Annotated in this window: 5 protein-coding genes and 1 pseudogene; 3 read left to right on the top strand and 3 right to left on the bottom strand. The window is 63.4% G+C overall.

Annotated features, from left to right (window positions below; translation table 11 throughout):
* Position 1: 1 nt before the first annotated feature.
* A complete protein-coding gene (locus tag AB0L58_RS41920; RefSeq protein WP_364396951.1) occupies positions 2 to 21,445 on the top strand; it encodes an MFS transporter in 21,444 nt (7,147 codons plus the stop codon).
* Positions 21,446 to 22,271: 826 nt separating this feature from the next.
* Here AB0L58_RS41920 and AB0L58_RS41925 read toward each other — a convergent pair.
* The gene (locus tag AB0L58_RS41925) at positions 22,272 to 22,982 is read right to left on the bottom strand and encodes a winged helix-turn-helix domain-containing protein (protein ID WP_364396954.1); all 711 of its coding nucleotides are present in this window, start codon (positions 22,980 to 22,982) and stop codon (positions 22,272 to 22,274) included.
* A gap of 99 nt (positions 22,983 to 23,081) precedes the next feature.
* Here AB0L58_RS41925 and AB0L58_RS41930 point away from each other — a divergent pair, with 99 nt between their 5' ends.
* A complete protein-coding gene (locus tag AB0L58_RS41930; protein WP_364396958.1) occupies positions 23,082 to 23,504 on the top strand; it encodes a nuclear transport factor 2 family protein in 423 nt (140 codons plus the stop codon).
* 346 nt (positions 23,505 to 23,850) lie between these two features.
* Positions 23,851 to 24,048 (top strand): annotated as a pseudogene (locus tag AB0L58_RS41935) (transposase); the annotation flags it as partial.
* Between the two features lie 44 nt (positions 24,049 to 24,092).
* Here the strand turns inward: AB0L58_RS41935 and AB0L58_RS41940 are convergent.
* Both AB0L58_RS41940 and AB0L58_RS41945 read right to left on the bottom strand, forming a co-directional pair.
* Positions 24,093 to 24,380: a hypothetical protein gene (locus AB0L58_RS41940; protein WP_364396961.1), complete on the bottom strand. Its 288-nt coding sequence runs from the start codon at positions 24,378 to 24,380 to the stop codon at positions 24,093 to 24,095.
* A gap of 133 nt (positions 24,381 to 24,513) precedes the next feature.
* Positions 24,514 to 25,047 (bottom strand): hypothetical protein, encoded by a 534-nt coding sequence (locus tag AB0L58_RS41945; protein WP_364396964.1) that lies wholly within the window; start codon positions 25,045 to 25,047, stop codon positions 24,514 to 24,516.
* Positions 25,048 to 25,377 lie beyond the last annotated feature (330 nt).

Here is a 25,377-nt window from a genome sequence, read left to right on the forward strand (position 1 = left end):
CATGGTGCGGATCCCGGAGGGATTCCCGCAGTGGGCGGCGGAGCTCGTGGCTGCGCATTGTCCAGTGGCGGATACGGACGCGATGTGGCGAGTCGCGCAAGCATGGACCGACGCTGCCGATGAGTGTCGGGCACGGCAATACGAGCTGGAGCGGGCCAAGGCCGATGCCGCGACCGCCGCGGGCGAGGGGCGCACCGCACACGCCATCCAGCAGAGTTACGACCAGCTGATCGCTGACACACAAGCCCAGGCCGAGTACTGCGATCAGCGGGCCGAGCAGTCGGACCAAGGCGCCACCGCGCTCGATCTCGAGATCTACACCATTATCGGCATTATCGGCATACTCGTGGCTTCGCTGGCCGTGACCATGCTGATGCCGCCGCCTGGCAGTATCACGGCCACACTCGCCAAGCGAGCCGAGGCCAATGCCGCGATGGCAGTGGCGCGACGTAACACGCTGGCCTGGCTGGCCCAGCTGGCGGCTCGATACTCGCGGTTCGCCGCCGCACATCCATTGGCAACCGCAATCGGGTGGGGCGCTGTGTTCGGCGTCATGGCGGGCGGCGGCGTCAACTGGGCCGCCCAGCAGCTGCAGATTGCGCAGGGGCACCGCGAGACCATCGACTGGAAGTCGGTTTGGGTGGAGACCGCGGCCGGTGCATTTGGCGGCGCGATCGCGGGCGGCGTCGGCCATGGTGCCGCGCGCGCGGTTATCCGGGCCGGAGCGAATTCCGCTTCGCAGGCCATACCGCTGGGGCGGCAGGTGCTGGCCGTACTCGCGGCGGGCGCCACCGGCGGTGCGACCGGCGGCGTCGCCGGTGGTCTCACCGCATTGGTTTTAACCGGCGGGGAGATACACGGCGGGGACCTGGTCCAGATGGCGGCGCGCGGGATCCCTGCCGGTCTCGTCGCTTCGGTGGGTGCCGGGGTGCGGGCCGTGCGGGTCGCCGGCCATGCGGGTACACCTATTGCTGCCGAACCAACCATCCCGGATGTCGGCCCGCCGGTCGATGGCAATCTGTCGCAGGGAAGAATTCCCGAATCCCGATCGGGAGATGGTCAGGCACCATACACGTCCCCGGAGCGTGACGCGGAGATCAATCAGATCGGCAGCGACCTAGCCGGGAAGCTCTCGGAGGGGCCGAACCGCAACGCTGGCGAAGAGCTCACACACAACCCGTCCGACTCACCCGAAATTCTCAGCGCGACCGACCTCGCCGACCTCCGCAACATGGATGACAAGCTGCGCGAGATCACCGACGCCGAATACATGCGGATGCGCGACAATCGGGATAACGGCGGGGAAGTCACGTTGGCTCCGGACTCACCCGAAATTCTCAGCGCGACCGACCTCGCCGACCTCCGCAACATGGATGACAAGCTGCGCGAGATCACCGACGCCGGGTACGACGGGCTGCGCAACCGGCAGGATAACGACGGAGGCACCGCACCTTCTTCGAACTCGCCCGGCCCGCAACCGGGTTCGCCGCCCCCGCATACGTCGCACCCCTCGTCGACGCCCAGTCCACCAGCGTCTGGGCGCGGCAGCGGGTGGTCCAGTTCGGACCTGACCTACCAGAACATCGGGAGTTCGGGCGTGACCACCGCACCGCCGCCCGAAGGTGGTTGGGGCAGGCCGCCATCGCCGACCAATCAGGCCGAACCCGGCGCCGTGCAAGTGCGTCCGGCCCAGGTGAGCACCGGAGTGATCACCGACGTGCCGATCACGCAACCGAAGGCCACGGCGCTCCCCACCGAAAGGTTCGTCGTCAATGACGGCAGCGCTGACTACATGATCGTGCGCGACCCTAACGATGTGATGTGGCTGGTGGAGTCAGGGCACTTGGACGTCGATGCGCCACGGGAACCGATGGGCCCAGGGCGGACCGTCGACGCCTTCGCACCGCCCACGGCGGCCACCGACGAAACCCCCCTCGTCAACCTCGATTTCGATGTACAACCCGCCCGACACGAAGCGGACCCCACGCAAAACCCGGAACAACCAGCTGCGAATGAATCCACCGCATCGGCGGGCTCGCTGAAACAAGGCACCGACGTCACATCGCAGATAGGGCCGAGCTCGGTCACGAACAATCCTCCCGCACCGCCGACCTCACCGAAACACGAGGTCATACCACCGCCGACATATTCACGCCCGGCCACCGACGCGAACCACGCAGTCCAGCAAGCAAAACCGATATCGGTTGCGGATGCCGCGCCGACTACGACTCACGCCGAGACCGACCCCGCTCCACAAACGAGCCCATCGACACCAGGTCGCGATTCGGCAGTGCGAACATCCGCACCGGAAGCGAACATCGCTGCCGCACAGACCACACCACCAGACCTCGTCACGTATGCCACGCCCCACGCGACACCACAAGGCAATACATCCCCACCTCAGGCCACGCCGCAAGCCGCGCAAGCCATCACACCCCAGCTACAGGCGGCTCCGCAAGCCAACGCACCGCACCACCAAGCGAGCCCGCAAGGCACACAAGCCAACTCACCACAGCAGCCACACGCCACCACACCGACACCCGGTGCCGCTGCGAACAACCTCCCAGCCCAAGCGATCCCACCAGCAGCATCGGCCGACGCAACGGGACCGAGCGGATATGGGCCGTCGAATCACGATGCCGCCGCAGGACTCTCGGCACCGCCACCCGCGATGTCCAGCGGGCAGCCCGCCGACAACGACGAACTCTCCAGCGACCCAGACGAATTCCCGATCCCACCGGGCACCACTGTGCCCGATCCACGCGAGCACAACGTTCAGAAAGACCCCAGGGACCACAATGTATGGCAAGACCCCCGGGACCACAACATCCAGAAAACCCCGGCGGGGGACTACGTCACCCTCCCTGGCGTCACCTACCCCTTGGACAACGAGGTACCCGACAACGCCATACCCGTAATCCCGCGTCCACCCGCCCTCACCCCCATCAACCTGCCCGCCGATTCCGCCCGCTTCACCCCTGCCTCCCAGAACCCCGACGGCACAGCGAACCCCACCCCGACACGCCCCCCTGAGGTCACCCCGCTGCCGCGTGATTCGGCCACACATCCAACCCACCAGGATGCTGTCCCCGAAAAAACCGATACGCCGATCCTGCCGACCAAGGCCCTCGCCCCGAACCCGGAAACCCTCGGCGCACCCCACAAACCCGCGGCCCCGCAACTCAACCCGCACAGCATCGACCACAACCCCCAAGACAGCGGCGTGCCCAACATCGGCGGTGTCCCACACCTGCTACCCGCCGCACCACCCAAAAAACAGGTGGAACGCAAAAGCCTGGTCCGAGCAACGATGGGTGAGGACCTCGACAAGAAATCCGAAAAGCGCAAGCGACGTCGCGAGGAACAACCGCCACCCCCGCCCCCACCGCCACAACCCACGGCCGAACCGCCGCCAACACCCACACCACCGACACCCGCCGCTGCGCCCAAACCCCGCAAGTCCAGCGGACGACCGCTGAGCGAAACCGACCCCGCGCGTGCGGATCTCGCGAGAGCGCTAGGCGTGGACCCATTGTCTGCTCGGCGCACGCCTCTCACGGACCCGCCGACAGTGGCGCGAGCGCGGGCGACAATTCGCGAATCGCTCACTGCCGAAACCGATATCGCCGCAGCCGAGGCAATGCTCGACGCCCTGGTACGGACTGCCGAAGGTCCGATCGCCGTCCGGGTACGACCGAACGGACGCGCACGCGTGCGGGTCGAGGTCGTCGACCACAGCCGGGTCCTGCCGGTACGTGACGAGCCGAACAAGACCACCGCGGAGGTTGTGCCGACCGAGGCGGGCCAGGTCACCGAACTGTTGGACCAGTCCGGACAGTGGGGCTTCCGACTGAACACCAGCGGGTCGCGCACACGATGGTTCACAGCCGGGCCGCACGACTCGGCAACCGGCCCGACCAAACCCGCACTGCGGATGACATTCGAGCGCGGGCAGGTTCGACAGGGCGTGACGAGGGCGCGCAGGGACGTCGGCCAATTCCTGTCACATAACACTCGACTGCCCCAGAAAACGATCGACGCTGCGGTGCTCGCCCTGTCGGAATACCTTGGCAACGCCGCATTACACGCGAAAGAAGGCGGTGCGGAGCTCACCGTCGAGGCGGACGACACGCGCGTACGGATCGGCGTAACCGACACCTCGCTCGGATTGCCGAAATGGCGCACCGAGAGCAATGTCGATGCCGCCGACGAGGTCGCCCCATCACCCACCATCGACCCAGCCGACATAGATGCATACCTAGCCGACATCGATCTGGCGGCACTGGAATCCAGCCGGACCGACCCGGACGAACTGGGAAACCGCGCCGATGGCGAACACGGGCGTGGCGCACGGATCGTGACGGATAGAGCTCTCGCCGTCGGCACCGATGTAACCCGGCACGGCAAGACGGTCTGGGTCGAATACAAAACTCCCCCAAGAAGCTACCCGGCATCCCCGGACGACGCACTCGACCTTCCCCAAGGCCGCGCGCGCCGCTCAGATGGCGCCAACCACAATGCGTCCGTTCCCTCGGCTGCGGGTGGGCCGATGCCGTGGAACCAACGATCAGCGTCTTCCGACCACGACTCACGGACCACCGAATCAGCCACGTCCAGTGCGCGAACCACGACATTGGGCGAGGTCGTGGTGGATGTAGAGGGGCAGGATACGAGTGACGAACAGGTGCGAATGCATGCGGGCTCGGTGGCCTGGGATTGGCTGAACGAGCAGCTTTTCGACTGGCCGGCTGACAAGATCGATGACGCGGGGCTGGAGCTTGCCGAGCATGTGATGGCAGCTCTGGAGAACAGCGACGATGGTGCAGTCCGAGTCGTGCTGGAGGAGAGCGGGGAGCCGGGCGAGCGCCGGGCACGCGTCACGGTGGGCGATTCCAGCTTCGAACTCGTTGAGGCGTATGAGCTTCCGCGCTGGCTGGCCGAGGCCATCGGACAAGTGCGCCACCTGCGCTTGAATGTCCCCGGCGAGCTGGCTATCGCGGTGCGGTACCGCGATAGCCCCAAGATCGCGAAGGCGCTTGCTCCGTACAACCATCTCGGTGGGCCAGTGGATGTCGCACAAGATCATATCGATGTCGGGCTGAAGCACGCGGCGCGAATCAACCACGGGCGATTGCACGCGTCGCTCCACCATGTTGTGGCCGACCCCACCAGGTACCGGTTCGGTGACAATGTTGTAGAGCTGAATATCTATCCGTTCTGGGACCAGGACTTCCGGAGCGGACTGCGTCGGCTCGACCTGACGGGGCGCAACGACCGAACCCTCACGCTCGAGGAATTCACCGGCGCCATCATTGCTGACCTAAACCAGCGCCGACAGCTAGCAGAATCACGTGCCGCGGCCGGCGGACCTTTCGCAAAGGACTTCGGGCTGGGATCTGCACCTCGACCCCAAGGTGCCCCCGAGAGTCCGCGGACCGGTCCCGAATCGGCTACGGGCAGTGGGAGTAGCGACAGGGATCCCGGTAAGGACGTATCGGCTACGGGCCGACCAGGACGGGTGGATCCGCATGTCCATCGCGACGGCGGGAGGCCGGGCGATCGCCAACGGTGGAACCAATCGTCCTCGGTTGCAGCGAATTCGGAATCGCCCAGTCGTCCGGGGCCTGCACCAGCGGGCGTCCCGCCGAATGCCGCGGAAACATTCGACCTACACCCGAAGCAGGCCAGGGACGCCGCCGGTGCGCCGATCGTAGAGCGGGCTGATACCGGTGACCCGTGGCTAGGTTTCGCCAACGCCCCCGGGGTCGACAACCACGCGCGCGCGAATCCACTCGACACGCGGCGCAAAGCACCATCGCCCGAACAGCCCACAGCAACGCAACCCCCGATCAAGCAGGCGCCAGCCAGCTTCGAAGAGATCCGCGCCGCACTCTGCGCAGCCCTAGCAGAAGGCACCGCGAAACCCGACGCACAAGAGATACTCGCCGACGCGACCGAACAACAACTGCGCGCAGCCCTCAACCGACTCGTTCCCAACCAAGTCAACATCCTGCAACACCTGCTCGCGGAACACCCAGCCAACCGAATAGTCCAAGACCTGACCAACAGCTGGGACGAACTGATCGACCGGGCGAACCACGCCGCCGGCCAAGTGATCAACTCACTCGTACACAACAGCCCCGAACACCAGAGATACACCACACTGACCACGGCATTGGCCGAGGCAACCCCATGGCAGCTCCAGAACGCACTCAAACAACTCGGAACCGACCAGAAAAGAATCATCGTCGGCCTGTTCAGCCAAGGAATCTCACCCGCCAAGATGGCGGCGATCATGCCGCTCGAAGAGCCCACGATCAAACTCATGGCCGACGGCGCCGTCCGCCGCATCGCCGCCCATATCGCCAACACACCCGGACCAACCATCGAACCCGCCACGGTCATCGCGACCGAACCGAAGCCGACAGAAAGCGCCTTCCAGCGCGGATACCGCCTCGCCGAAGCAGAACGCAAAGCCGCCGCATTCGATCACATCGACGGAGCAACCGAACAACTCACCCAACTACTACGCAGACTCAACGAAATCTTCCCCACCCCACAGTTCGGCCAGCGGTCTACTGCCGGACCGTTGGACTCCCGTGGAGAGCCCACGCCACACCCTTCACCAGCATCGCCTCCAGCCAGCAAAAAATATACGCCCGGCAGCCGCAGAGAATGGTTCCAACGACAATTTGACGAAGGCAACCTCGACCCCGAAAACCTGGCGGCGGCCAAGGTAATCATCATGGACGAGTACGGCAGGGTGCTGATGTTGCAATCTCCTTATGAAGGCAAACGGACCCTGCCTGGCGGCTTTGTTGACAACGGATGGCGAATCAGAGAGAAACCAGAGGAGGCGGTGAAACGAGAAGTTCAGGAAGAACTCGGAGAAGAATTTGGGAGAGTTGTAAAGATTGAGCGTCTGCTTGCCACTAATAGGAAATCACCGGACCGCGAACATGGACGGGACTTCCCGCTAACGGATCACATCTACCTCGCAACCTTCGACGAGTCAGCCCGCACCAGAGTGTCGGCTATGCAGTTCGATGTCGATGCGAAAGAAGTCTCAGGCTACGACTTCCTTCCCCCGAATTTGGCGGCTCGAAGCGCCGGACGAAAAGCGATCGATGTTACTGCGCCACTCGAAGCACTCTCGTCCGGAAAAACAATCCACCTCGTAGACGGCGAATTCGCTTCACAACAACTGGACGAAAAGGACTCAGCAACAACCACCTCCGGCGAAGGCGTACTACGCGATCGTGACGATGCGCTCTGGCGAGGTGAGGAGGCTGATCCACCGATAGGCACCGCGGAGTGCGACGTGGCCAAGCGCACGCTCGTGGACCTGCTGCGATCCCGCCACCCGCGCCTTACGGAGATCGGTTTCGAAGTGATCGGGATCGACGACTCGAATATCGGCGTCGGCGCGGTCCGTGGTATTGTCCGCGCGGCCGATTTTGTACTGGAGAAGCACCCGCATCTCGATGTCCTGGTCATCCGAATCGGAGATGACATTGATCCATACTCGGGTGGCAAGACGGACGGAAACTTCGACGCCGGGCGTGTGCACGAAATCGCGGTGAGTCGCGGCTTCGTCATCAGCGCCGAGGATTTTCGTGATGAATTCGATGGCGAACGTTTTCCGCAGGGTACCGGCGACCCGGTGTACGACCTCATGATGATTCTGCTCGGTGGCGCCATTGATATCGCGACGCGCGGCGAAATCAGCGACAACGAGGAAGCCATTCTGAGCGCCGGCTACGAGGAGTTGCGTTCCGCCGGACGTATCGACATCGACCGGGAAGCGTGGGTGGACCAGATTCCCTTCGGCGGCGGTAGTCTTGTCGCGGTGTCGTTCGCCGACATCGAGATCAACGGAGACAAGGCAGACACCCCACAAGCTGTGCTGTACAAGGCACTGAGTGACGCCTGGAAGAGGGTTCTTCCCGCGGAACCGGAGGTTGTCCGCCAGGAACTGGCGGCCTCCCTTCAAGAACAAGAGCGTGCCCGTCGAGAAGCGGAGTCTGCCCGTCGAGAAGCGGAAGCTCGGCGGCGGCAAGCGGTGGCTGACGCTTTGGCACAGCGTTTCGGCGGAGACAACCCCGGCAGGGGACAGGATTGGCGTGACGCACTCTGGCGGGGAGGATCGGCGCCGGACCCGCGGCTGGGCAGCGACGAGGCCGAGTTGGCCAAGCGTGAGATGCTGACCATGCTGACGCAGCGCCATCCGCAAGTCGATCTGGTCGAATCGCAATGGCTCGGTCCGCCGTGGAGCGCGCCCCGCCGGATCGGGGTCGATGCGGTTCGCGACATTTTCCGAGCCATCGACATCGTACTGACGAAGTATCCGCTGGATAGGCGGCTGCAGCTACGGGTTGAGCCACTTACACACGTCCTTGCGACCAGAGGGCCTAGCGGCGCGAATAGCGATGCTTTCGTCCAAGACCTGCTAATAGACGGGGTTCAAGTCACTCGCATGACGTGGCTCGCCGATCGTCTGGAAGATCGAATTCTGGGTAACCCAGTGAGCTGGGGTGAGCTATATCGCCGAGCGGTCAAGGAACGCTGGCACCCGCGCGGTACCGGACGCCCGAAGTACGATCGTACATACCACGAAATGGGTCATCATCTGGAACAACCCATCTATTCGGTCTCAGAGTTCGAGGAGCAAGCTGTGGCGGTAAATGCCATCCTCGATGCCGGCTATAACGAGGGTCGCGCTGCCGGAAAGATCCACACCGACAAGGCGACATGGCTGGACGAATTCCCCGAGTTCTGGCGTAAAGACATATGGGAAGCCGCAGCGGAGCAAGCTGTGGAAGCAAATGCCATCCTCGATGCCGGCTATAACGAGGGTCGCGCTGCCGGAAAGATCCACACCGACAAGGCGACATGGCTGGACAAATTCCCCGAGTTCGGGCCTAAAAACACGTGGGAAGCCGTAGCCGAGGCATTCGCTGAAATCGAGATCCAAATGCGCAAGGCGGCGTGGCTTTTCCAATTGCCCGTGTATGGACGTAAGAACACATGGGAAGCCGTAGGTGAGGCATTCACTGATATCGAAATCAACGGAGGTAAGGAATACACTCCCCAGTGGGTATTGCACCGGGCGTTGACCATGAGGTGGGCGGCCGCGCCGGACGTGGCGGCGGACCCAGGCACCCGTTACGCGCCGGGTGGTAATCACTCGGTACACGCGCTGCCGCCGACCCCCTGGTCCCGCAACAACGGCGGTATCCCAGTGCCCGGTGCAGCTATGGCCCCGCCCCGCGACCGCAAACGTGATGGGTCGTGGATGCCGGAGCCGAGACCGGGAGTGCCAGTACAAGAGTCGATGTCTCGCTACGACCCCGGGGACCAGGATCGGTCCGTAGCACCCCGCCGCGATCCCGACGCCGAGTTTCTGCCCGGCAATCTGGCGCATGACGTGTTGCGGCACACCGGCGAGGCGATCGATCGGGAGACGTCGGGCTGGCCCCCCGATGCGGTGGCGGCGGCCAAGCGGTTCGTGCACGGAGCGGTCGGTCTCACCGCTGGAGTCGAGCAGGGACGAATGTCCGTGCGGGCGGACGACATGTACGGCCCGGAGCTGGACGTCGAGCTGTCGCATGGTGAGTTGCTGGCGTCGGCCCATGCGGAGTCTGTCCAGGGGGACTTTCTCGACGCATGGGATCTGGAGGTGAGGCGGCTTGCGTATCGGCAGGGCGTGCTGCGATCGCTGGTAGGTGATGTGCTGGGCCCCGGTTCGGCTAGTGACCAGCCGATGGTCGTCGGGGAGGTGCTGGAAGAGCTTGCCGCCCAGCTCGACTCGACCGGCGATGGCTGGCTGCGGATCACGATGTCTCCGGGCTTCGGCGATGATTTCGAGTTGTCCGTCGCGCTCGGCAGGCGGGGATTGGATGCATCCGCCGAGCTGACCCTGGAGGTGCCTGAGCGGGGAGGGTTGGCCGATGCGGAGCTGACCCTCACGATGTGGGTCGATCCAAATCACGATCCGGACACCGTGATAACCGGCGTGTCGGGGGTGGTTCGGAAGCTGACGGCAGGTTGGCTGACGGACCGTAGCGATGTCGCGAGGCATGCGACGGAGCGGTCTCTCCGAGCGGAGGCAGCCGGACGTGACGACCCGGATGTGCCATACGGGTTTCGGGTCACTGCTCGACGCGAGCGAATCGACATCGCCATCTGCGACGTGCAAACCGGACGGCCGACACCTCGTGGCGTCGTCTTCGAAGCCATGGCGGTAGCCGTCGCCGATGACGACACCGTCGACACGGTACTGGCGAAGATATGCCAGCGAACGCATGCCGATATGGCGTGGTACTGGACCAACTCGAACCAGCTCCACGCTGCCGAAGCGGAGCTGGAGTGGCACGTGCGCGCGGCTATGGGCGGGATTCGGCTGGATCGAGTCCGCCGGTTCGACCTGACGGTAACAGAAGAGCCGAATACGAAAATCCTGACTGTTACGGTGCGCGCTACGGCGGAGCGTTCCGGAGACTCGCAGGCGGAGCTCGAACTCGATCTGCATTGGTATGCCGGGACTGAGTCGGTCGATGTCGGCGGCACGTTCAGGGCGACAGATCAACATGCGTATGCGGAGTGGATTGTCTACGCGAGAGCGGATGAAGATCCGGTTGCGATCCTGCGGCGCACCGACGAACCGGTCCGGCAAGCGTTGGGTGAACGGCCGAGCGTGATCGTCCGGACCCGAAAGCTCGTCGGGGCGCTGATCGACATGCAGCTGGTGGAGCCGGGTCGGCCAGGTATCGTCCGGGTGGCCGTCGTGGGGGACAAAGTTCGGGTGGCGGTGGCCCACCGGGATTCGGCAACCTCTGTGGCAGGGCGGCGAGTCCAAGATCTGCTCGGTCCGGGAGGCGCCACCAGGGTGGCAGTCGTTCCCTGGAGCGACCGCGGCACGATCATCATTGCTGAGTTCGACCTGCCCCCGTCCGCCAACGTCCAAGGTGACCGTGGTGGGTTGGCCGGGCGACCACGCGAGTCGACTCGGCTCGACCCCCGCGGCACTGTCGCCAGCATCAATGCTGCACTGGGTGAACACAACCCACCGGTGCCGGACTCGAGTGCACCGACAGGTGCGCCGGACCTCCGGAACGTCGACGCTGTTCGAGCGTCCATCGATGCGTTGCTCAGCCAACATCCGTCAACCGGGCAGGGAGCGGCCGCACTCGACTCCGGCCAGGCTACGGGTGAGCCCGAGGCCCGACCGGCCGAGATAGCCGGCTCGCATGTGCAGCGGGCGGAACGTGAATGGACCGATCCGCATGCCCGTCGAGGCACCGATGACCACCAGGAAACTGCGGCATCGGAACAATCGGCCAGTACTCCACACGCACCATCCACACCCCAACCGCGGAGTGATTCACCGTCGCCGGACACCGGTCCGAAGCCCGTGCTGATGCAGTATCAAGGTTCGCAAGCCGACGCCTTCGACATCACCCGCGAGCGCCTGAAACGCAATGACGGTGCTGAGGTACGTGTGGGGACGGTTGGAGAGGAGTTTCTGGGCGGCGGATACCTGGGCTTCATGACCTCGCGCGATGATGTACCGCGCGTCGGGTCATCAGCCTCCGTGCCCTCCGCGAACAAACCACGGCAGCCGGGCGGGACCGATCCGGCCGCGCCACCCGGGCATCCGGAACGCACCGCGCCGAAAATAGCCGAACGCTCCGAATCCAACGACCGCCAGGCTATGGCCCGGTCGAGCGCACCAGCAGCGTCGACACCATGGAGCACGAAGCAGCCACCCGCTGCAGGAGCGCAGGATCAGAAAGGGCCCAGCAGGCCGAAACTGCGGCAGCAGGCGAATGCGTACGACATAGGCAAAAATGCACTCGGCAACGCCGACGACATCGGCGACTTCGGCAATGTCGACGGACTCGGCAATCCGAAGGGCCGGAAAGCTGAGGCCAGCCATATTCCCGCAGACCGACTGCAGGACTTCATTTTCAACCCCCGGAACGGAATGCCGTGGGGACCGCGTTTCGGTAAACGAAAACGACGGGATACATCGGAGGACCCGCAACCGCAGGCCGACGCATCCGAGCAGCAGGATTTGCCGGAGCCTAAGCCGGATTCTCCGAAGCCATCCGCCGCGTCGAATAATTCCAGTATCGAGCCATGCGGATCCGAGCCCCCCAGCGAAACTGAGCCGTCGGACAACAGCGAAGGCGCCAAAAAGACCACATCACTGCTGAGTGTGATTCGCGCCGACCCCAGAATCGGTATACGCCTCGCCACCGAGGTCACCAACACAGGCGGGACGGTACTGGCGTCAACGGCGATGAGCATTAATGTGGCGCTCCAGGCCGGACCTGTGGCCTTGGGTGGCTATAATCTGCTCACCACCGCGCTACCGATCGGCACTGCACCGTTCTCGGGATACCTGGCCGACACCTGGTCGCCCAGGAAAACAATGCGGACAGCTCTGTGGACGGGGTCGGCAGGAGCACTGTTGGCGATTGGCGCCCTGGGCGCTCAAAATTCGTACACCCTCCCCGTGCTCGCCGTAGCAACAGTGCTGGAAGTAGTCTCCACCCAGCTCTATATGCAAACGATGGTCCGGTACCTCCAAGATAAGGTCGGCGACGACACCCACGCCCAAGTTGGACTGGAACGCTTCCATTCCGTCGCAGGGTCCAGCATCGGACTCACGGCATCGGGACTCGCGGCCCCGATACTGGCACTCGGCGCTGCCTTCCCCCCCACCATCAATCTCGGGACGAATTTCGCGAGCTTCGCGAGCTTATCGCTAGTGCCGGATACTCCGGCGGCACCGAAACCATCGCAATCGGAAGGTGCCTGGAAAGAGTTCAGCAAGGCGATCCGTGTGGGCGTGCACACGATCCAGGACCATCCCCTGCTTCGACGCATCAACATCAACGGCGGTCTCACCTCGCTGTTCCTCGGAGCGCAGGGGACCCAGCTCACATTGCTTATGGTCGACCACGGCCTTTCACCGACGCAGATGGGAGTGGCATCGGCGATCCCTGGTATCGGGGTCGTTCTCTCGAACGTGGTAAGCATCAAGCCGTTGGCCGACGAGCGGGCGCAAGCGGCCAAAATCGACAGACTACTCACCACCAAATTGGTCGCCGCCGCAGTGGCCGCCGGCGCGGTGGCAGCCACCCCCAACCCCTGGGCGGCCTCCCTGCCACTTGCACTCGCCTGGACGATCTTCAATCCGATCAACGTGGCTACCAACGCCCACGTGACCAGGGTAGTCCCGAAAGCACAGCGCGGACGTGTGGGTGCCCTCCGCAACATGTCAAACCGGACTGCATTAGCGCTGGGCGGCGTAGGCACCGCTGGCGCAAACGCGGCATGGGGACCCGAGCCCACGGCTGTAGGTATGGCCGCGGCATTCGGCTCCATCGCGTTCGTGTCCGTCATCCGCCGAATCTTCGGAGAAGACGCGGCGCTGCAGGACCCCGCTGTCGCCGCCCGCGCCCGGAGGCTGCTCGAAGGCATCAACCAAACAGCCGAAGTCCTGTGGGCACTCGGCCTCAACGAAACCAAGCCCAAACCATGGCAGAAGAAACGGATTCACCTCAGAGACGCCCTCGCCACCCAACTCGTCAAAATCCACCTCGACCTTGATGCCGACAAACCCTTCGATCACGTCATCGACCGTGTGGAGACAGAAAGCGACGTGGAGACAGAAAGCGACATCGACACTGCCGTCGTCTTTTTCGACGACCGCCGCTACGTCATCACCGATACCGGCACCCATGGCCAGAGCATCGTCTTCGACACCACCATCACCGACCCTGCCCCCGCCGGTAATCCCCGCGTCAGTATCAGCAGCGAATGGCAACAGCCCGACATATCCAACATCGAAGGCGCCGAAGCATTCGTCTGGTATTGCACCCGGGGCACCGACGACAGCCTTACCGGCCTCCACCCCCGGCAACCCAACCAACCAACCCCACGCAAAAAAGGAACACCCCGAAACCCACCCACCAATACCAATGACGATCGCAACCCAGGAAAACCTTGGCGGAAATGGCCTTTCAAGAGGCGACAACAGGCCGGTCCAGCCTCCGTTCGACAGCACGTCGAAGTTCACGTCACCGAGGACGGGGCCACCTCGGAAAACAGAGTGCGGACGCCATGGAGCGACCAGCAGCCCCCCGCTCAGCGGACCGACTCGGCATCCGCAGTCGACCGCAAAGCCCAGGCAACCGCACCCGGGCAGTCGAAGGACTTCGGGCTGGGATCTGCACCTCGACCCCAAGGTGCCCCCGAGAGTCCGCGGACCGGTCCCGAATCGGCTACGGGCAGTGGGAGTAGCGACAGGGATCCCGGTAAGGACGTATCGGCTACGGGCCGACCAGGACGGGTGGATCCGCATGTCCATCGCGACGGCGGGAGGCCGGGCGATCGCCAACGGTGGAACCAATCGTCCTCGGTTGCAGCGAATTCGGAATCGCCCAGTCGTCCGGGGCCTGCACCAGCGGGCGTCCCGCCGAATGCCGCGGAAACATTCGACCTACACCCGAAGCAGGCCAGGGACGCCGCCGGTGCGCCGATCGTAGAGCGGGCTGATACCGGTGACCCGTGGCTAGGTTTCGCCAACGCCCCCGGGGTCGACAACCACGCGCGCGCGAATCCACTCGACACGCGGCGCAAAGCACCATCGCCCGAACAGCCCACAGCAACGCAACCCCCGATCAAGCAGGCGCCAGCCAGCTTCGAAGAGATCCGCGCCGCACTCTGCGCAGCCCTAGCAGAAGGCACCGCGAAACCCGACGCACAAGAGATACTCGCCGACGCGACCGAACAACAACTGCGCGCAGCCCTCAACCGACTCGTTCCCAACCAAGTCAACATCCTGCAACACCTGCTCGCGGAACACCCAGCCAACCGAATAGTCCAAGACCTGACCAACAGCTGGGACGAACTGATCGACCGGGCGAACCACGCCGCCGGCCAAGTGATCAACTCACTCGTACACAACAGCCCCGAACACCAGAGATACACCACACTGACCACGGCATTGGCCGAGGCAACCCCATGGCAGCTCCAGAACGCACTCAAACAACTCGGAACCGACCAGAAAAGAATCATCGTCGGCCTGTTCAGCCAAGGAATCTCACCCGCCAAGATGGCGGCGATCATGCCGCTCGAAGAGCCCACGATCAAACTCATGGCCGACGGCGCCGTCCGCCGCATCGCCGCCCATATCGCCAACACACCCGGACCAACCATCGAACCCGCCACGGTCATCGCGACCGAACCGAAGCCGACAGAAAGCGCCTTCCAGCGCGGATACCGCCTCGCCGAAGCAGAACGCAAAGCCGCCGCATTCGATCACATCGACGGAGCAACCGAACAACTCACCCAACTACTACGCAGACTCAACGAAATCTTCCCCACCCCACAGTTCGGCCAGCGGCCAGCGCGGATGGAGGTCACCGATCGCCCGGTGCACGCCGTGTCTCAGGGTCTGGTGAGCGATATTCCGCCCGAGGCTGCTGTGGGGCGACTCGGCGATCGGGTGGCCGGGGATTCGTTGCTGCTCGGCCGCGATGCGGTGGACGCTGCCTTCGGCGAAGGGATCCGCCCGCGGTCCAGGCTGGAGGTGTCGGTCCCCGAGGAGGCGTACCGGTATCTGCGCGGGCAGACGGAATGGACGGAGGCACGGGCAGCAGACGGTACTACTCGCTTGGTCAACGGCGAGATGTCGATCGGTATGGGATGGAACGCGGGTCCGTCACATGGTGAGCTGCTGCACCGTTCCTGGAAGACTCCCGCAGGCATCCATGTCGCGAGCCTCCCCGACATCTATGCCGTACTCCAGGAGCGCGGATTGCCGCAAGATATCCTCGACACCGAGGCTATCCGGCGCAGGCTCCTCGACCCGACGCGACCGCCGTTGCCAGAGCACGTGCTGGCTCGCGAGATAGGCGCTATGCGCTCGGTCTTGCCGACCGAAGCGCTCGATCATCTCGATGCCGACGTCGCAGTCCGGCTCGGCGCGAACGGGATGCATATTTGCTCCACGCTCTACGGCGACCCCGCCATCGGGCGGGCCAATCAGATCATCGGCGACCTCGAGCTGGCCGAATTCCGCGTCCCGGCGACATACCACAACGGTTTCGGTCTCGTCGAAGACGGGCGTCTGCTCCAAGAACACCTGGGCAATATCGGCGCCCGCCCGCATGAGCGGCTAGATGCTGCCGCAGCGGACACCTACAGCGACGCCGTCTATGGCAACGGCCGCCGCAGCAACAACCCGGAAGGGTACGACGAACTGCGCTCAGCCGACCTCGCCCGCGCCCATGCACTGTCTCTCGGATACGAGCCCGACCGGGCCGAGCACATCCACCGCATGATCATGGGAACGGGTTTCAACGAACGCACCCGAACCCAGGTGGGCACGGATGACCCCGACCCCCTTGTGCAAGCCATCGCCGGAGTCGACCTGCAAACCCTCGTGCAACCTTCATCCCTGGAAGACACCTTCGCCCTGGCGCCCGAGAACCTGGCCTCGGAACGTTACTCAAACGACCGTATCCTCGGCCGCACCATAGTCGACCACGGCCTGCGCATCCGCTCCATCGAAGAAGCACGTGCGATCTTCGACGAATACGCCGAATACCGGCCCAGCATCGACGGGGTGCCTGCCGACCGGACCGTGATGGACGCCTTATCTGCCTGCTTCGCCGGTGACGCGGGCTTCCGCGACAAGCACCGGTTCCCGCGGACCTGGACCCTCGACAACCGGCAACTCCGCGCCGACCACAGTCAGAAAGCACGAGAACTCGGCCAGAAGCTCGCTGATCGCGAAATCACCGCTGCACGAGCACTTGAGCAAATCCGTCGCCACACCGCTGTCACGCAAGAGAAGGCGGGAACGCGCGACAACTCGTCCAAGGGCCGTCCACGGTCCGCCGCCTCGACGTTTTCCCATGCCAGCACACAACCGACGATCGGCTCCGGTGATCGAACCGAATCGTCGCCAACGACCACAGGCACCGATGCCGACGCCGATTTCGTTCCGCCGGCTTCCGCCGAGCTCGACGGAAGCGGGGGAACAAGACCCCTGGACAACACGGACTCGCCCGTATCGGCCTCACCGAACCAGCCGAAGACACCGGGGCCGGGGAATGGTCGCTACCGATTCGAGATATCTCCGGAAGAGGCTCAGGAGTTGCATGAGCAGGTCCGTGATCGGAAACCGGATTTCGCTGGAACTGGTAATAGAGTGAATCTAGTCAACACGAGATCAGGCCCAGTAGTGGTCAGATTTAGAAAAGAACAACCGACCGTGACTTTCTTGAAGAAATGGATGCCTGAGAACACGGTCATAGAATATGCACGTGAACACGGTGTGCGGACACCTGAGATACTCTACGCCGGAATCGACCCGGTTACTGGCGGGGAGTTCACAATCATGCAATATATCCCTGGTGAAATGCCGGCTTTCAATGGTCCCGACCTGCCGAATTGGTATTCGGATCTTCTGGATCAAGTACAGTCTATGTCCGCGCATCCCGCACCGACAGGAATGGAACTGGACATTCCGGAGTGGCAGCAGCAGATGATCGAGTATGCCGACGACGCGTATCACAACCTGCCACTGGATCGGCTATCGAAGCTGCATGAGCTCGGGATCGGGCCATTGTCGGAGTATATTCAACCAGACTACGGTCGTTCAGGCGAACCGGTTGTCTTTGCCCATAACGACCTTTATCCAAATAACCTTCAGCTCGATAACCATGGGAAGTTGTGGCTTTTTGATTGGGAAACGGCCGGACCCAGCGATCCAATCTGGAACGCAGCGCTCTTCCTTCATCGAGTGACATTGGAGGATGAGCTCCATGCTCGGGCCACTGCGATGTGGATCGAGCGGATACCGTCTGTAAATCCTGCCGTTGATATCAACGCAGTCTTTCACATGTACCGCAGTCTCGAAGATTGGAGAGGAATAGCACTGTGCATTGAGAAGGTACTGCATGCCGCAGACTCAAGCCTTGAGGAGTGGGTCGACCAGTACCATGAGGCATTGTCTCGACACCCCGAACCTTGGCCTGACATTTCACGAGACCAATTGAGCGCACTGTTCCGTAAATGGGTGGATGCGACGTCCGCGTCGACGACGATTAAGCGGAAACCGGCGACCACAATCTCTAGGGCAGCCGACGACAGCCCCGCCGACCAGCACACAACAACCGGCATACCCGCGATGGCATCCCCCGAACCCTCTGGGCCGACGGCGGCCCGCAGCGGCGGGACGGAAACAACAGAACCTGCACAGCATCTGGATTCCTCGCTTCGTGAGGCTCCGCGCCCCACCAACGAGGAAGAAGAGGTCACGGCAAGTGCCGCTGCTGAGCGCACGGTAATCGGGATGACAGAGATCTCCACCAGTGGGCAGACAGGTTACCGCGATGCCGCGGACTTCGGCGAGCCGCCGTCGGCAAGGGATCCAGATCCTGCGTCCGCCGCCACGGCGCCGGACTCACATCAGCCCACGCCGTGTGGGCTGGGAGCGATGCCGGTCGACTCGGCGGGCGCCATAGACGCCGGGCGGGGGGCTGTGGATGCCGCGGATCTGGGGGACGGCGGGCCGAATAGACCTGCCCCGCAGGGTGATGCGGGCAGATGGCTCGACCCAGCCGTTATCGACTTGGAGCGGGCAGATGGCCCCACTGTGCAGCAAGCGATGGCTGATGGCCGCATCACTTCCGTCGAGTTGGTGCAGGGACGTCTATGGCGTATCCAGGCGGTGGACAAGGAGGGGCCCCGTCTGAATGCAGTCCGATGCCTCAACCCGGCTGCGGTGGAGGATGCGAGGCTGCTGGATGAGGAGCGTCGGCGCGGTCATGTCCGCGGGCCGCTCCATGGGTTGACGGTGATAGTCAAAGACACCTACAACGTGAAAGGCCTGCCGACCACGGCAGGTGCGCTGGCACTGGCCAACTCGTTTCCGGTTGCCGATGCCTTTGTGGTCGGGCTGCTGCGGCTGGCTGGTGCGGTGATTCTCGGCAAGTCCAACATGTCGGAGCTGAGTAACTACATCGCGACCGATCCGCCGAACGGCGACAGCGCACTCGGTGGGCCAGTATCCAACGCATATGGCTCGCACCTGGACCCTCAGGGATCCAGCGCTGGGTCGGCGGTAGCGGTAGCGGCCGGGTTAGCCGACGCGGCCTTGAGCGTCGAGACGGGGGGGTCGACCGTCGCTCCGGCAATAAACAACTCGAATGTTGGGGTCGATCTAACCGTCGGTCTGGCGAGCCGAAACGGGATAATGACGCTGTCCGATGTCCGGGACTCCCCCGGGGTGATTGCTCGCACGGTGTACGACGCTTCGGCGCTGGTAACGGTGATAGCAGGTATAGACCCGGAGGATCCCGCCACCGAAGCGAGCGCCGGCGTGGTCGGCACCGACTACACCGCCGGGCTATCCATAGATGGGTTGCGCGGCAAGCGAATCGGGGTGGTCCAGCTGATCGGAGTGGACGACGAAACCATGAACTCGTACTTAATGGGCGCGTCGACCGACAATGTGTCCACCGCATTCGCAAATGCGCAGGCCGTCCTCACAGAGCAGGGCGCGACCTTGGTCCAGGTCACGATAGACAGCACCACTATCAAATGGGCGCCGGACACCATGCCTTACGAAGTCCAGCTGAGCATGAATCGGTATTTCGCCCAACTGCCCGACAACGCACCCGCGAAGTCGCAGAACGACCTCGTCCGGTTCAACATCGCCCACGCTGAGGACGGCGCGATCAAGCACGGGCAAGATCTGCTGATCAAGTCCAACAACGTCAACCTGGACGATCCATTAGTACGCGAGGAGAACGAAAGAAACCGTGCTACCGACAACGCGACCGCGCGAGGCATGATTGACTCCGCACTCGCCGCGAACCAACTCGACGCACTGCTGTTCATCCAGATCGCGTCATGCATAGTCGCCCCCCGATCCGGATACCCGCAGGTGGCGGTGCCCATCGGATACGACCCGGACAACAACCAGCCGTTCGGAATGACGCTGGTCGGCACGGCGTTCTCGGAGGCCTCGCTGTTGGCTTGTGCGTACGCCTACACGAAGGCGGCACCAGTGTGGCGCCCACCGTCCGAGATCAACCCTTCCTTTTACGCCACACCACCGCACACCGACTCGGACGGCGGTGACGCAGCAACCCGCACCCAGGAGAAACCATCGACGCGGACGCGGCTCAATCAAGTTGTTCTACCTCTTCCCACGGGCTCTCCAGCAGCGGACCTGACGAGCACCGGTGATCGAACCGAATCGTCGCCAACGAACACGGGCGCCGATGCTTACGGCGATTTCGTTCCGCTGGCATCCGCCGAGCTCGACGGAAGCAGGGGAACAAGACCCCGGGACACCACGGACTCGCCCGTATCGGCCTCACCGGAGCAGCCGAAGACACCGAGGCCAGGGAATGATCGTCCCCCATTCGAAATATCTCAGGAAGAGACCCAGAGATTGCTTGATCAGGTCCGAGATCAGAAACCGGATTTCGACGGGCGTGTCAATGAGATTCACCTGGTTCACACGAGCTTAGGCCTCGCTGTGATCAGAATAGCGAAAGAACCATCGAGTGTGAATTTTCTGAAGAAATGGATGCCCGAAAACACGGCCAGAGAATGTGCTCGCGCGGTCGGCGTCCCAGTGCCGAAGACATTCGCCACCGGGACTGATCACGCTACTGGCCGAGAGTTCACAATTATGCAGTACATTCCTGGCAAAATTCCAACTTTCGATGGTTCCGAACTGCCCAATTGGTTTTTTGATCTGCTGAATTACGTACAGCTGACATCCACAGTACCTCTACCTCCAGGAATGGAAAGAATAGATATCCCAGAATGGCAGCGGCAAATGATCGAGCATGCCGATAGGGAGTTCTTCAACCTGCCACAGTACCTGCTTTCGAAGCTCCGCGAGATCGGGGTCGGACCGCTGTCTAATTATATTCAGCCAGACCCCAGTCGTTCAGGCGAACAAACTGTCTTCAACCACAACGACATTTTTCGGCCCAACCTGCTGATCGATCCCGAGGGCAAGGTTTGGATCATTGATTGGGATGAGGCCGGACCCAGTGATCCACTCTGGAATGCGGCGTTCTTCATTGAGCGCCTAATAGTTAGTTTGCCGAATAAGGCGGACCGTGAACGGGTTGCTTCGAGGTGGATCGAGCGGATATCGTATGTGAATCCTGCGGTCGATATCAAAGCAGTCTTCGCCATGTACGGCCGTCTTGAAGATTGGAGAGGGGTAGTGCTGTGTCTTAAAGAACTACCGGACAGAATTGCCACGGACCCGAGCGAATTCGAGCTTTGGGTCGACTGGTACCACGAACGATTGTCTCGACTTTCCAAACCTCGGCCTGGCATATCACGGGAAGAATTGAGCGCAGTGTTCCGCAGATGGGCGAATGAGCGCTGAATGAATAGATACTGCCGCCGCCGCTGCACGAAACGGTTCGGCCCGGTGCCAGGTTGAGGTTCAGTCGAAATGCCAGTGCGCGCACGCATACTGCCGCGAGGCAGCAGGTCTGCCGTCGAGCATATGCCCGGCGATCCAACGGGTGACCTCCTCGACACGATGGTGGCGGTCACCGCGAGGCCGACCCACCCGCGCGCAAACTCGACCACCAGCGATGCAACACCTTCACCAGCCCGGACACCGCTATTCCGTACAGCTCGACCTCGGCGAACGCCGCGGCCAATGCCGCCTGCGTTGGAACCGTCCGCCGGTAAGGCTCTCGCCGCCCAAGTGGTTGCGTCACTGCCGGTCGCCGCGGACGATCCGTGCGAGAACGTCGTGGCCTGTCCACGGACCGCTGATCCTGTGATACTCGATGATCGAGGCCCGCGGGCACCAGCGGGCGCGGATGCGGGCAGGGCCAGTGCCGCCAGGATTTCAAGAGATCACCGACGACGACCGTTATGTCGGGCGCTCCGCGGATCCAGGCGCCAAATCCCCGATCGTGTTGTGCGCCTGCGCAGCCATCTGGGCCAGATTCGCGAAGAGTGTGCGATCGAGTGGCAACTACGGCCGGCCGCCGGGGATCTGCTCCAGCTCGTCGATGATCCGAAGGTGTGAATACAGCACCGACCGATCCGGCTACCAGGCAACACGCGCCGAATCTCTGGCGCAAAGCCACGCTACCGGCACCACCGCGATCGGCACCCACGACACGACGTCTACGTCGACCCCGACGGTCGGGAGCTCCCGTCGCAGGTGAGCTGGTCGATAGGCGGGTCGGCGATCAGCTCGATCTGGATAACCAGGTGTCGAGCCGCTGATCGTAGTCGGGCGCAACACGCAGGCCCCGCCCCGTTGTCCGGGTCAGCCACCCGAGCTCGAGGAAACGGTCGGTGAGCGCCGCGGGCAGTGCCCCGGCCAGATGGGGTCGCCGCTGCGTCCAGTCCACACAGATTCGCGCGAATATCCGCCGAGTGGTGTTCAGCGCGGGCAGATCAATGCCCACCGAGTCGGCCAGTCGTCGCCCGACCGGCGTGAGCTGGTGGTCTCGGTCATCGACCAGTCGCAGGGCGTCGACGGCCAGCAAACGGTCGCGTAGCTCGACTCCGCGCCGACCGGCGAGATGGTCGTAGCAGGTTCTGGCCTCGGTGAGAGTCCTGGCGGCACGATCGGTGCGTAGCGAACGTACCGGTGTCGCGGGGGCCAACTGTGCCAGGGCTTCGATTACGGCGGCGACCTGCGGTCCGGCCAGCTCATGGTAACGGTGTCTGCCTTGCGTGCGCACCACTACCAGACCCCCCTCGACCAGCCGTCGCAAATGAGCGGTCGCAGTCGCCGGCTGTACTCCGGCGCGGCGAGCAAGCTCACCCGCCGGCAGTGCGTGCCCCTCGGCCAGCGCGGCGAGAATGGCGACCCGGGTCTGATCGCCGATCAGCGCTGCCACCGGCGCGAGATCGCGATCGAGTATCCGCTGTCTGACCGGTTCACTCGTCATGCAGCCACCGTGCCACAACCACGATTAGGGCCCGACCAAAACGTTGCCGACCTACCGTCACACCGTCACAACCACCACCACAGAAAGGGCCCGACGGCCATGACCGAGCCGACGACGACCGCCGAGCAGATCGAGCACATCTTCACTGCCTGGGATGACGCGCTGGGCGCCAAGGACCTCGATGCCGCAATGGCGCTTTACCAGCCAGACGCGACCTTGGAAAGTCCGTTGGTCCGCCATCTTCTGGGCACCGAGGAGGGGGTGATTCGCGGCCGAGACGACCTACGGCGATTCGTGGACAAGGTGTTCGCCCACCAACCCGCGGAACGACGCCGGTACCGCGTCGGCTTCTTGACCGACGGATACCGACTCACCTGGGAATATCCCCGCGAGTCCCCGGACGGTGACCAGATGGACATCGTGGAGGTGATGGAGATCCGGGACGGACTCATCGCCCACCACCGCGTCTACTGGGGCTGGGTGAGCGTCGGAATGCTCACGCAGGGACAGCACTCGAAGTAGTCGGAAATGATCGGCCAGGTCGTGGGCAACGCAGACGAAATTCTCTGGCGCCCACGACCATCCAACGCACCGGAAAGCGCATGAGGCACGCGCCATCGGACTCGGCCGCCACCGCGCTCCCCTGTACGCCACGAATGCCCCCGACACGGCCCCGTTATCTTCTTCGCCGCCCTTGGATCAAGGGCTACGGTCGCCAGACCCGGTATGACTTCTTGCCCCTGTCTTTCGCATGATCCGGGGGGGTGGTGTCGCCGGGTGATGGTGGCGTCGACGGACCGCTGATGGGGACAGGTCCGCGGGTAGGCCTCTTCATAACGTGGGTGCCGGGCGTTGACGCCAGATCGGCGGCAAGCGGCTGTTCGACAAGCCGCTACCGAATGACGAGGCCCGGCTGCGAGCGGTGTTCGATCAGCTCGCGAAACGAGGACCGCTGCTGATCGTGGTCGACCAGCCCCACACCATCGGCGCGCTGCCGGTCACCGTCGCTCGCGCTTGCGGCCACGATGTGGCGTATCTGCCTGGCCTGTCGATGCGCCGCATCGCCAAACAGCCTTACCGAGATTCACACCCCACCACAGCGACCGCTTTCTAACCCAAATCCTCCCGATCACCGCGCGCCACGATCACAACCGACCCTTCCCCCTCACCGGCTGTCTGGTCGACCCGCAGCACCTTTCTGGCCTGAGTTTCTTCCACGACATGCCGATACGACGGCGACAGCAACGACTCCACCTGGCCCAAAACACTCGAACCCACCCCAGCATTCCTGGGCCGGTGACGCCAGTAGATCCAGCCCCGCCCTTCCGCCCACACCGCAACACGATCCATAACGATCGCCCCGACCCCCAGGCCCAGCACCCAGAACATCCAGTCCACGCAGCCACCTCCAGCCCGATTGCTTCACCCGCAAACCAACGTATCGGAATCACACCCCGGGCGCCGCGACGGATTCACGAAAACCATAGGGACACCCTCGGCATCGCACCGGGGGCGGCGGTCGTGTGCTTGCTCAGCCCGCGAGGACCTCCCACCGCTGGTTCTCCGCCGACGCCGACGGTTTCCCGTTCCAGAGATGTACCTGGTATTCCGGGTCCTTGACCTTCGCCTCATTCTTGTAGGTCACGTCCATATCCGAGACGTACAGCGCGAAAGTCCGGGCGCCGAGATCGGTCGGTTTCAGCGCGGCGGCGATCATGGTCGCGATCGGCCGCAGATCGGCCGCACTGCTGGATCCCTTGACGCACAGGTCAATCGCGACGCCCACCAAACCCGGCTTGTCGCCCTGTGTACTCACTCGCCCGTTCGCCACCCAGACGTTGGCCGGCAGTTTCAGGCCCGACAGAAACGCCACGAGCTCGGTGTCATCGCTTGCGAATAGTACCTCCGGAGGGCACAACTCGGCCGCCGGATCTGCGCCCCCGGCCGGTACCGCGGCCGCCGCCGTCGCACTCGGTGCTGCGTCCTTGTTCGTATTGGACCCGCACCCCGAGATGATCACGGTCGCAACGACACCGGAAAGAACAGCGATTCTGATGTGACGCATGGAATCCCCTCTTGTAGTCGACATCTTACTGATCACCCAATGATGGTGCTGCTGAATGGAATCAGGCTCCCACGTGCACGACACCGCCCCGGCCGATTCGGCAGGGGCAACAGCCCGAACTCCGACGCCGTGACTTGACGACAAACATAGGGACAGCCCCTCCCCAACACCGGGTACCTACGCCGACAGCGGCTGGGCAACACCGAACCTGTTGGTAGCGGTGAGGTTGTCGGTGGTCAGAAGGTCCAGCGGCCGATTTTGGCGAGCCCGCGTAACCCCGGAATGTAGCGGGTGATTGCGAATTGCAGTCGTACGCTGCGGGAGAATCCG

The organism is Nocardia sp. NPDC052112 (genome assembly GCF_040680135.1).
Lineage (GTDB): Bacteria > Actinomycetota > Actinomycetes > Mycobacteriales > Mycobacteriaceae > Nocardia.

Excerpts from the sequence above, each read along its gene's own strand:
- AB0L58_RS41920 (WP_364396951.1), top strand. The coding sequence starts at position 2 with ATGGTGCGGATCCCGGAGGGATTCCCGCAGTGGGCGGCGGAGCTCGTG.
- AB0L58_RS41925 (WP_364396954.1), bottom strand. The coding sequence starts at position 22,982 with ATGACGAGTGAACCGGTCAGACAGCGGATACTCGATCGCGATCTCGCG.
- AB0L58_RS41930 (WP_364396958.1), top strand. The coding sequence starts at position 23,082 with ATGACCGAGCCGACGACGACCGCCGAGCAGATCGAGCACATCTTCACT.
- AB0L58_RS41945 (WP_364396964.1), bottom strand. The coding sequence starts at position 25,047 with ATGCGTCACATCAGAATCGCTGTTCTTTCCGGTGTCGTTGCGACCGTG.